The organism is uncultured Boseongicola sp., assembly GCF_937988555.1.
In the GTDB taxonomy this organism is placed as follows: domain Bacteria; phylum Pseudomonadota; class Alphaproteobacteria; order Rhodobacterales; family Rhodobacteraceae; genus Boseongicola.
On record NZ_CALJXO010000024.1, the window covers coordinates 1 to 10,988 of the forward strand.

Below are 10,988 nucleotides of genomic sequence, written 5' to 3' on the forward strand. Positions count from 1 at the left end.
TCGCGCTCCAACCAGAACGCAGACCAGTGCAATCCTGCACATTTTCCTATCCGCGGCGCTGTTGTGGACCCTGTTGAGGGCGGTACTGTCGCTCAATTTCTGCCATTTGGAAGGTACAGAGATGTGCTTCGCTACTGCTTCCAACGCGGACCGACCCCAGACTGGCGGTGCTACACGCACCTAATCAATCTTGCCAAAACATGACCTCCTAAACGCTCACACCAAAGATCCATCCAACGCCGGCTGTGACACTCATGGCAAAGACACCCCAGCTAACAACTCTGAGTGTAGCGGGTAGCAATGGTGCGCCGCCGGCTTTCGCGCCGAGTGCGCCCAGTCCGGCAAGCGCAATGATCGTCACAACTAGAACAATCGGAATAATCAGAGACGTCGGCGCAAAGAACGCACCCAAAACCGGTATCGCTGCTGCCAAGCTAAAGGTTAAACCGGACGCAAATGCTGCTTGAAGAGGGTTGGCAGAGTGAATTTCTGAGAGTCCCAACTCGTCTCTGACATGGGCAGCCAAAGCGTCTTTTTCAGATAGTTCTCTTGCGACGGTCTGCGCGGTTATCTCGCTTAACCCCCGCTTACGATATATCGCGACCAGTTCCGCAAATTCTTCTTCAGGCATCTCCTCCAGCGCAATCTCTTCACGCTTGATATCGGCAGTTTCGATATCAGACTGAGAAGAGACCGAAACGTATTCCCCAGCTGCCATGGACATCGCACCCGCGGCCAACCCAGCAACCCCCGCAATCATGATTGCCCGAGGATCAGGATCGGCTGCCGCAACCCCGACAATCAGCGAAGAAACGGATACAATACCGTCGTTTGCCCCGAGGACTGCCGCGCGAAGCCAGCCGCTACGATTGATATAGTGCGGCTTACCGGGATGCGCGCTGATGACGTTCATTGTGTGTTCCTTTCAAGGGAGGCTCTAACCTAGCCAAACATCGAGAAATAGCATAAGAACAAGTCCTATCGAGAGCCCAAAAGTCGCTTTGTTCTGGTGCCCGCTACGATGTGTTTCCGGAATAATTTCATGACTAATTACATAGAGCATGGCCCCCGCTGCGAACGCTAAGCCCCACGGCAGGAACGGCTCCGAGAACGCGATCAGCGCTGCTCCAATCGCACCGCCTATGGGTTCAACCAATCCAGTGAGCGCGGCAATACTCCAGGCGCGGGACCGACTGTAGCCTTCACCAACCAATGCCACAGCCACTGCAAGGCCTTCGGGAAGGTTCTGCAGTCCTATACCAATTGCAAGCGGCATGCCGCCCGTTAGCCCATGAGCGCCAAATCCAACTCCCACGGCCAAACCCTCAGGAAAGTTATGGATCGTAATCGCAATGATAAAGAGCCAGATTTTGCGAAGTGACGCTCCTTGCGGCCCTTCGCGTCCGGTGCTGAAATGCTCGTGGGGGAGTGTTTCGTTCAGCAAAGCGACAAGAGCCATCCCTGCAAGAATTCCGACAACGACAATCAAAGCGGGGATCACGCCCTCGCCAAACCTTATGCCCGCGGCCTCCAGAGCCGGGATAATCAGAGAGAAGAATGACGCGGACAGCATTACTCCGGCCGCAAACCCCAACAACATATCCCGGACACCCCGACTCGGTGCCTTTCCAAAGAGTGCGGGCAGGGCACCAATTGCCGTCATGAGACCGGCGATAAGGCTCCCAAGGAATCCGAGGGCTATTGGCGAAAGATTTTCCACGCAGCTTTCCTAGCGGATAATGGTCCCAAGTTGCCCGCTTTTGGCCTGAAGCAGGGGCTCAATGCGGCATAGTCGAATAATGGCTCTGCGGGCAAAACAGCCCTAGGATGGAAACTCGCAGCTGCCAGATGGGGCGGATTTCTGCCCCAATCCGCGTCAGCAGCGAGAGCCGGTAAGGATTTATCCAAACTTCAGAAACAGTTTGGAATATGGCACTTTAAGCGCTCCAATCGCCTCTAGAAGGGCGGCGTCATCGCCGGAGCGGGCAGCGTCGACGAACTGGTCAACAGATGTCTGCAGTCCCGCCGCAAGGGTTGCAAACTCTGGGCTTTCGAGCGCCGCGGCGGGCGGAGCCGAGAGAACGTCCGTGGCGAGGTATGCGAGCACAGCCGAATGCTCAAGCAAGGCTCGCTTAACCTCCACATCCATATTGGCCGTGTCGCTGCCAAGGATCACTTCCATCTCGGTGTGATAGGCATTCATTCGGTCGGAGAATGTCTCGACGTGGTTGCGTGCATGCAATGCTCCAAGCGCCTCCCGGATGCCCTCCAGCGTTTCATGCGCTGCGGGTAGATCACCGGCATCGGCCAGTGTTTTGGATCGGTCGAGAAGGTTCGTGACGTCTTCTATGGTTTGATCCCATAATGGATCAGCTTCGAACTGTGGCGGAGGGCTGGCACGGTATTGTGTCATAAGTCCGGTCCAGTTGTTCTCCAGTTGCTTGAGTGCCCCAACGGATTTGGCCGTGTCTCCTGTGTTTGTCGCAAAAAGCGCGGTGCGGTAGCTGAAATAGGCCACATTATAGGAATTTTCGAAGTCCACTACGGGACCGGCCACGACTGGGGCGACGGTGAGTGAAAGAACGAATGCTGTTGCAAGTAGGCGTTTCATCGATATTTCTCTTGATGGGTGTTGGATTCCCGTCGCTTCATACCTGAGTGGACTGATGACGCGCTGATATGGATCAACCCAACCCGCCATCCAAGGTGACCCGCATTCAGCAATCATCGGACCCGAGCGGGCAGATCGGCGCTGTCAGAGGACACCAACTTGAGGCGGGCAGGGCGGTGACCTCGCTTCGTGGGATGACAAAACGCATCCCATTTTGTTACTTCAAAACACGCCCCGAGATCATCCACCGTGCTGCAATGCACTAAGCGTGGTTTCCGCCTTAGCTTCGGAATGTGGAGGATCTGCTGCACGAGAGGGGCTTCAACGAACGCCGAAAATTGCCAGATTTGGGCTCTTCTCTGGTGGAACTGAACCGCTCATTTGCAGATTTTCAAAAGCGAACCGGACTGAAACGAAGAAAAAAATAGGCTTTTCACACAGCCTGCGAACAAAGCCATTATTCTTAGTAGTTGGATATCTCGATTTGGTTCGGGTCTCGATCACATAAATAGATTGAACATATTTTTTTCCGCAGCATCTGTTCGATCGACAGGTCCTTTCTAAATTGTTATCGAAATTGTACCGGCACCATCGGCACGACCATGCTTTATGATAGCTCCTACATAATAATAAGGCAGACGACACCAATGACCGAACGCTACGAACGCCACCGCCAAGCTTGGACATATGATGTAATCCAAAAGCTGCATCTGCTGGCGACAAAGGGGATGAGTTTAAAGGCTATTGCCAAAGCTCTCGTGCGTTCTGAGGAGTCGACTAAGAATAGAGCAAAACAAGACAAACTGAAAATTCAAAAAATGCGCTAATTCCGCGCGCTCGGCTCATCATAAGAGCTTCTTTCTTCTCAATGTCCGGCTATTGATACCTTACGCCGACCTCAGTGCTCATTTTTGAACGTAATCTCTACGCTAACAACCGCATTGCGGTGCGGTTTCAATCGGTCGACGCAACACTTTAGTCTTTTTGGAAAGATGGAGTGTACCTCGGGAAGTATAGGCCAAAAACTGCTTCAGATTTGCCTACACCTTGCCATTCTGGGAGAAATCCTTCGAAAAATCGTCAATCATCCGAAAAAAATCGAAGCCAGAACTGAACCCATGCCGACGGAAATCAGTATTCCTGCCAGATCAAGCGGCGCGCCTGCGCGAAGCATATCGACGCGCGTGACCGACGGACTTGCGAAGATTATCGCGTTGGGCGGCGTCGCAACCGGAAGCATGAACCCGATGGAGGCCGACAAAGCGACGGGCAACATGAAGGTCACTGGGTCGATATTCAGAGACGCCGCCACCGCGCCGGCAATCGGAAGAAAAATTGCCGCCATCGCCGTGTTGCTAGCCAGCTCGCCGATAAAGACGATGAGCGCAGCAAAGATCAGAAGCAACAAAAGTTCGGGCAGGTAATCAAGCGTCTCGATTTTCGCTCCGATCCATGCAGCGAGGCCAGTCTGATCGAGGATGCCCGCTAGTGCCAGCCCACCACCGAACAGGATAAGCACATCCCAGCGCAGCGTCAGGGCGCTTTGCCAGTCGAGCAAACGCTCACCATCGCCGCTGGGAATGAGAAAGAGGGCAACTGCGGCCAGCATAGCAATTCCAGCATCCGTGAGTGCGAGTGTTGGGAACACTGCCTCGAGCACCGGACGGAAAACCCACGCCAGAGCCGTCAGTCCGGCAATGAACCCCACGCGGCGTTCTGAAACACGCATCGTCTCGAGGCGTCCGCCAATCGGTATCTTTAGGTTTTCAGGCTGCAGTTGCGGTGTTAGCCGGGTGAGGACCAGCCACGCTACAACCAGCAAGATTATCGCCGTCGGCACGCCGACGGCTGCCCATTGAGCAAACCCAACCTCTATCCCATAGGCGGTACTTAGATGCGCAGCAAAGATTGCGTTTGGAGGCGTTCCAATTAACGAACCCATACCTCCGATCGTGGCGGCAAAGGCAACGCCAAGCATCAGGGCGGTGCCGAACTCAGGGCGCTCAGTCTGTGAGGCGGCTATCGCCGCAGCTATCGGGGCGACTACCATCGCGGACGCCGTATTGCTGATCCAGAGGCTTAGAAACGCCGTTGTTAGCATGATGGCAGCAAGAATGCGGTCGGGACGTTTCCCGGCGATACCGAGAAGCGTGAACGCTAGCCGCCGGTGCAGCCCTGATTTTTCTATCGCTTTCGCTAGTAGGAACCCACCGAGAAAAAGAATAATGAGCGGATGGCCAAATGAAACGGCAATCTCGCCGAAATCTGCGATCCCTAATAGGGGAGCCACGGCGAGTGGCAGGAGCGCTGTTGCGGCGAGCGGTAATGCTTCGGTCAACCACCAAAGCGCCATGGTGAGCGCAAGACCCGATGCCAGCCATGCTGCATCAGGGATCCCATTGGGAGTCGACAGAAAGATCGGCGCAACCAAAAATAGAAATCCTGCAACAATAGCCGTGAACCTTAACTCCATGTTTACACCTTAGCCGCGCTGATCTTTGAAAACAGTCTCTCCATTAATATCCATAAAATAGGCCACATGTACCAAAAGCCGTCGCAGAACTGCCAGGCGGCGCTTGGATGCTTCGCGCTGCCAACGATTCCAAATCTCTGACTTCTGCTTGTCCGGAAAAAAATACTCGGCTACGATACTTCATGCCTTACACTTCATCTTTCCAAAAAAGACTAAAGTGTTGCGTCGGCCGATTGAAACCGCAGGACAAACCGGCCTTACGCGGTTGTGGCAAAGTTGAGCGCATTTCCCAAAAGTTAGCTTTTCAGTTGGGGGAGGGGCCCCTTTTTGTGACCTCTGACTTGACCTGAGTCATTCCGGCTGAGTGAATATCGTGAAACTACCCATCAACTGGAACCTACCGGGGCAACATAATTGCGCGCTGGCGTTTTTGGAGATTGTTATGTGGAAGATAGCTTTTCTGATCCTGTGCCTGTTGCTGCCGACGCTTGCTACGGCGCAGGACGACCCTGAATTCCTAAAACTGGGCGGTGACCTATATGGCGGAGGGAGCGCTGTGGTGGTAACCGACGCGGCGGCCCACGACGTGTTTCTTGGTGCGCAAGATACCACGTTGGCCGGGCCGATCACCGGTTCCGCGCATATGGTTGGGCAGAATGTAATACTTGCCCAACCGGTGGCGGGCAATGCCTATGCCGCCGGGCAGACCGTCACGCTAAGCGGGGCCGTAGCCGGCAGTGCAACGCTGGCTGGTCAAACGGTGACTATTGGCAATATTGGGCGGAATCTGCGGGCCTTTGGCCAATCAGTTGCGGTGAACGGCACCGTCGGTGGCGCGGCCTTAATTGCTGCGCAATCGGTGACATTCAACAACGCCATCACCGGGGATGTCGCTGTGAACGCCGAGATGATCAACTTTGGTCCGGCAGCCAAAATCGATGGCACACTGACGATATATCATTCCGATCCGGCCTCAATCGACGTTCCCAATGAGGTCGTGCCCGCGGCACGGATAGCGCGCAAAACCGTCGAGGAATGGTCCAAGGATGCCCCAACGTCTATCGGCGTCAGCCGCCAGACCATTTGGCGCGGATTATTGTCGACCATCGTGACTGTGACGGTGCTCGCCGCACTTCTTGCTGCGCTGATCCCCGCAAAACTGTCGCAGATGCGCGCCACGTTCCTTGCCCGGCCACTTCGGTCATTTTGGTTCGGCTTTTTAACATTATCAGCTGCCATCGGAACCTCTGTGGTTCTGGCGATGAGCTTGATCGGCCTGTTGGCCATGCCATTGTCGATTGTTCTGGCTATAATAATTGGGTTTGTAGGCTACATCGTCGGCGCCTATGCGCTGGGCGTCGGACTGCTAAGCCTGATTGGCCGGGCCGATCCGGGCACTTGGATTGAACGAGCGCTCGCCGCTGCGGTGGGCGCAGTCGTCATTGCCGGCATTGGCCTTGTTCCATTCGTGGGTTGGCTTGTGGTGCTGGCAGTTACGCTGACGGGCGTTGGCGCGCTTTGCATCGTGTTTTTCCGTCCGCGGTTTTACTCAGAGGCCGCACCAGCCGCCTAGCGAACTAAGGGGGGAAGCGGGCCCACAGCAGCCTACGCTGCACCTAGTATCAAGACCCACTTTTAGGGACAAACCGGCCTGATGCATTTGCAGCGAACATTGCTACGACACACCGGTCGAAGCAGTGACCGAGTTGCGGCAGTGCAGCACAATTCCCCCAAACCGGCCGCTCACTGAGCGCCAAATGGCCAATTTCCAATCCGGCCGTTCGCTGCGGCAGTGCCCGATGTCTCACATGCGGGACAAGGCGGACAAACAAGTCCGCCGCACTGGATCTGATATTGATTGACGCTGCGACACCCGATCAGGCGACGTGTTCGGCTTGCGGCTTTCGCGCTACGATCAATGTGCTCGCAATGAGGTGTTCAAGCAAACTTTTTAGATAGTTTTGGCGCCGCACAACGAAATCCGGGCCAAGAACCACTTCGTTCGCCTGAACCTGCCCAACCAATGGCGTCTTGCCCGACAACTTCATCCGATTTGCCAGTACCAGATGAGCGTTGGTCTCGTCCTCGACGGTTAAGACTTCAAATCCTGCGCTCGACAGGTGATGGCACAACGTGTCGCTGGTATCGACATGGGAGCCATCGGCGGTCAGCGACCAAGGCAGCGGGTAATGTGGCACTCCGGATCGTGACGTGACTTCGGTCCAGATCAGGGTGGCGCCAGGCTTGAGAACACGGAAACACTCCGCAAGTACAGCCGGCTTGTCAGGGAGATTCATACCTACATAAAGACAATAGGCGTGATCGAACGTGTTGGCCTTGAACTGTATCGACGCGGCATCGGCCAGTACGAAATTCGCCTGATCGCTCATGCCGCAAAAGCTAGTCAACTCGTTGGCGAAAATGACGAAATCGGGTGTCAGTTCAATGCCGGTCACACGGCAGCCGAGCATGCTCGCGAAGTAACCCGCCGGTCCGCCAATCCCGGAACCTATATCCAGCAGATGCGCGCCTATTTCCGGGTTCAATCTTGCAGAGTGTTCCTTGGTCGCGAACAGTTCCCGTCCGTGCAACTGATCGAAAGGAAAAAGCAGACTTGCAGTCAGCGCCACGCCATCGCTTTCTGACCATGGGATGGCGGCAAGAATGCGCGCGACGATTTCGTTGGAACCATAGTGCTTATGAACAGGCATCACACATTTGATGGAACCTTTTTGTGGCGCCGGAACATCGGTCGCGGACATGGCGAACATCCAGAACATCACGGCCGTACCCAAGACGATCAAAATGGAACCCTGAGGCGCCAATGTTCCACTGCCGCGGCTGTCGATATCGAACTTGCCCGCTACAAGCACCGCAGTGCCGATCTGGAAAAGTGCGAATTGCGGCCAAGCCAGCCTGCTGAGCAGAAGACTGGGCCAGCCCCGGTAGATGAGTCCGAAAAGCACCTAAATCACGAACCCAAGCAGGTTCGTATGGGCGTGGGAATTGGCAAACTGAAGCTGGCCAGTGATGCTCAGGTAGAGTCCAAAAACCATGCCCAGAACCAACCAGACGAAACCCACAATTAAATAGAGACGATCCATCTTCACAACCTTGCACTCCATTAAATAAAGCCGGCCGCTGGTCACGCTACAAGGTACGTGGTCAGACAGTTTAGAAACCGTTGCGCCAAGGAGATATGCAGCTTGGATCCGCGCGTTGTCGCGCCAAGTCCCATAACACTCCCTGGAACCACTAAGAATGGGCAGAAAACTTACTTGGCTAGCTATCTCCCTAATGGAAAATGGGGAGCTAGCGATGCACAACCAATAATCGGGATAATACTAGCGGTTAAGGGTGCGCAAGATTAGCAAAAATCCGATCCCTATATTCCGCCAGATATATCCGCAGCCAAGGCGTGAATTTCTCAGGCGTTTTGGCAACGGCTTGTGAAAGCGCCGAAAGCTCGACCCACTCTACGGCCTGAACTTCGTCGGGGTTAAGTAGCGTCGCCAAATCCGCAGTGGCTTCGGCAAGGTAAATATCAACCACTTCATGCTCGATCAGCCCGCCGCCCACCTTTGCGCGATACTCAACCCGATCACGGTGGAAAGGCGACAAACCTTCGATCCCCAGCTCTTCACGAAGCCGCCGAACAGCGCAGGCGAGGGGGTCTTCATCCCAGTCAGGATGCGTGCAACACGAGTTCGCCCAAAGCCCTGGAGTGTGGTATTTGACCAGCGCCCGCTGTTGGATCAGTACGCGTGAACCATTCATTACAAAGACACTGACTGCCTTATGCTTCAGCCCCTTTTGATGAACTTCCAGCTTTTCGACTGGGGTCAGAACGCCGTCGACCCAGGCCGGTATCATGCCTGTCATGCATATGTCTCAGGGATAGGCCGCATCAGATGCGCGACGTTCTTTATGCCAATCTTGATGTGCACCAGGGGCCGCTTCGACATGAGTTTCTTGTTGTGAGTTCGCGCTGAAGCGCAATTTCTGTTTGGTCAGTTTATCTGAATGATTGCTCTCTTTCCATCAGTTTTGTCTGGAGGACCTCTGCGGGCGTTTGATACCCCAGACACTTGCGCAGTGTTGCATTGAGGCGGTCGCAGATCGACCTCAAATATCGATCTGTGAACGCCGTGGTATCAGCTTTGCGCGGCAAGTAGCGGCGCAGGCGGTTGTTGGTGTTTTCGACGGTTCCCTTTTGCCAAGGTGACTGAGGGTCGCAGAACCAATGGTTCAACTCCAATCCTGCTTGATCAACAGGGAAGTGTGACACTTCTTGCAGATGTGAGACATTCTAACTTTGCGGCCACAATTAATGTCAACGCCATTCAGAAATGTCACCGATTGCGCAAAGTAGAAATGTCACCAAAGGCGCTGACGGTAGCAAGGCTTAGCGACCCGGAGACTTCATATATCGCAGGGTTGATGAGCCTTGCGGGTGTGGTTCATTCCGCAGCTTTCGACGCAATTTCAGCCTGTGCTTTGGCTCTTCTAGCTAGCTTAGAGTTCCAGCCATCATTGCGGCGCCCGGTTGGTTCGTAGCGGGTCTTTTGCTTGCCAGCTCGCCGTTTCTTTGGCGCCGCTTTGTCCTGTTCAGCTTTGATATATTCCAAGACTGCGCTGAGATGTTTGTTCTCGGTGATCGCGGCATGGGTTACGCGTTGATCTTTGTCGAAGACAGAGTAGGGGATAGAGACACCCTTCCAACGCACTTCAAATTGTCCATCCGGGAAAGCAAAGGTGTCCACGTATTTGCCAGGCAAGCCGCGTGTCATGTCATTCTCAGCCAGGATGATCCGTTTGCGCTCATAGGAGAATGCAAGTTGCGCACCAACAAGCCGTTCATCCCGGAAACAGAAGACATCCCGCAGCCGGTCAGGTTCGATGTTCATGGGTCTATGCAGGTTGTCCGAGCGGCGCGGCGCCTTTGCAAACTTGGCGTTGTAGCGTTCTGTGAAGCTGGGCAGGAACGCGTTGGCAGCTTCCATATCACAGATACCTGCGAGCCTGAGTTCTTTGACCAGGCGATCCTGAAGCGTGCGATTGGCGCGTTCGACACGGCCTTTGGCCTGTGAAGAGTTTGCGCATAGAATCTCGATGTTTAGCTCATTCAAAGCACGCCCAAACTGGGTCATTCCGTGTCCGGATTTTGCGGATTGGTTGGCCACACGGAATACCGTGTGCTTGTCGGAATAGAAGGCGACCGGCCGACCATGTGCGGTCAGATATAAGTCCAAGGCTTCGAAGTAGCTGAAGGTGCTCTCAGATGTCACAAACCGCAGCTGCATCAACGTACTGGTCGCATCATCAATGAACACAAGAAGGGTGCAGGCGGGGCCGCGATCCTCAAACCAGTGATGATCTGAGCCGTCGATCTGAATGAGTTCGCCCAGACATTCCCGCCGCAATCTCGGCTGATGAAATGTTCGCCGTTGTTTGCGAGACAACCAGATACCATCGTCCTGCATCCACTTGCGCAGTGTCTCGCGGGACACTTTGAACCCGTGGTGGTCTGCCAACATCTCAGCCGCCAATGTGGGCCCGAAATCGGCGTAGGTCTCTTTGATCAACGTCAGCGCATAGTCACGTTTGGCATGATGGATTTGATTGTTAGGAACCTTGCCCCGAGACTGATGCCGGATCGCCGAGGCCCCATCCACGCGATACCGCTTCAACAGCCTGAACACTTGCCTGCGCGTCAGGTCCAACAGGTTCGCAGCGCTCTCTACCGTCACCTTGCCATCATCAACTTGCGCCAAAACCTCTATGCGATTTAGCTCGCGCTCGCTCATCATTACCCATCCCATGCTCAATCTCCCTCAACTCGTTTGATGGAGAGAGTGACATTTCTGCTTTGCACAGGGGTGACATTATCGCTTTGCGGCTACA

The 10,988-nt window shown here is 54.6% G+C and carries 10 protein-coding genes and 1 pseudogene; 2 read left to right on the plus strand and 9 right to left on the minus strand.

Annotated elements, in window-relative coordinates; all coding sequences use genetic code 11:
• Positions 1 to 208: 208 nt before the first annotated feature.
• The 3 genes from Q1B15_RS01080 to Q1B15_RS01090 all read right to left on the minus strand — a co-directional run bounded on the left by Q1B15_RS01080 (position 209) and on the right by Q1B15_RS01090 (position 2,611).
• Positions 209 to 913, minus strand: coding sequence for a VIT family protein (locus Q1B15_RS01080; protein WP_299748850.1), 705 nt, complete (start codon positions 911 to 913; stop codon positions 209 to 211).
• 24 nt (positions 914 to 937) lie between these two features.
• Positions 938 to 1,720, minus strand: a complete 783-nt coding sequence (locus Q1B15_RS01085; RefSeq protein ID WP_299748853.1) for a ZIP family metal transporter — start codon at positions 1,718 to 1,720, stop codon at positions 938 to 940.
• Positions 1,721 to 1,900: 180 nt separating this feature from the next.
• The gene (locus Q1B15_RS01090; protein ID WP_299748856.1) at positions 1,901 to 2,611 is read right to left on the minus strand and encodes a hypothetical protein; all 711 of its coding nucleotides are present in this window, start codon (positions 2,609 to 2,611) and stop codon (positions 1,901 to 1,903) included.
• Between the two features lie 647 nt (positions 2,612 to 3,258).
• Between Q1B15_RS01090 and Q1B15_RS01095 the strand changes: the two genes are divergently transcribed.
• Positions 3,259 to 3,438, plus strand: coding sequence for a hypothetical protein (locus tag Q1B15_RS01095; protein WP_299748859.1), 180 nt, complete (start codon positions 3,259 to 3,261; stop codon positions 3,436 to 3,438).
• A 257-nt stretch (positions 3,439 to 3,695) separates the two neighbouring features.
• Here Q1B15_RS01095 and Q1B15_RS01100 read toward each other — a convergent pair whose 3' ends face one another.
• Positions 3,696 to 5,084 carry a DASS family sodium-coupled anion symporter gene (locus tag Q1B15_RS01100; protein ID WP_299748861.1) on the minus strand — a complete coding sequence of 463 codons (1,389 nt, stop codon included), beginning with the start codon at positions 5,082 to 5,084 and terminating at the stop codon, positions 3,696 to 3,698.
• Positions 5,085 to 5,526: 442 nt separating this feature from the next.
• Between Q1B15_RS01100 and Q1B15_RS01105 the strand changes: the two genes are divergently transcribed.
• The gene (locus tag Q1B15_RS01105; protein WP_299748864.1) at positions 5,527 to 6,657 is read left to right on the plus strand and encodes a hypothetical protein; all 1,131 of its coding nucleotides are present in this window, start codon (positions 5,527 to 5,529) and stop codon (positions 6,655 to 6,657) included.
• 304 nt (positions 6,658 to 6,961) lie between these two features.
• Here the strand turns inward: Q1B15_RS01105 and Q1B15_RS01110 are convergent, their stop codons facing one another.
• The 5 genes and pseudogenes from Q1B15_RS01110 to Q1B15_RS01130 form a co-directional block, all read right to left on the minus strand.
• Complete coding sequence (locus Q1B15_RS01110) at positions 6,962 to 8,050, minus strand: class I SAM-dependent methyltransferase (RefSeq protein WP_299748867.1); 1,089 nt, start codon at positions 8,048 to 8,050, stop codon at positions 6,962 to 6,964.
• Positions 8,051 to 8,188, minus strand: a complete 138-nt coding sequence (locus tag Q1B15_RS01115) for a hypothetical protein (RefSeq protein ID WP_299748870.1) — start codon at positions 8,186 to 8,188, stop codon at positions 8,051 to 8,053.
• 247 nt (positions 8,189 to 8,435) lie between these two features.
• Entirely contained in the window at positions 8,436 to 8,966 is a 531-nt protein-coding gene (idi, locus tag Q1B15_RS01120) for an isopentenyl-diphosphate Delta-isomerase (protein WP_299748873.1), read from the minus strand.
• Between the two features lie 133 nt (positions 8,967 to 9,099).
• Positions 9,100 to 9,327, minus strand: a pseudogene (locus tag Q1B15_RS01125) (IS30 family transposase); the annotation flags it as partial.
• A gap of 217 nt (positions 9,328 to 9,544) precedes the next feature.
• Positions 9,545 to 10,906 (minus strand): ISNCY family transposase, encoded by a 1,362-nt coding sequence (locus tag Q1B15_RS01130; RefSeq protein WP_299748876.1) that lies wholly within the window; start codon positions 10,904 to 10,906, stop codon positions 9,545 to 9,547.
• Between the last annotated feature and the right edge of the window lie 82 nt (positions 10,907 to 10,988).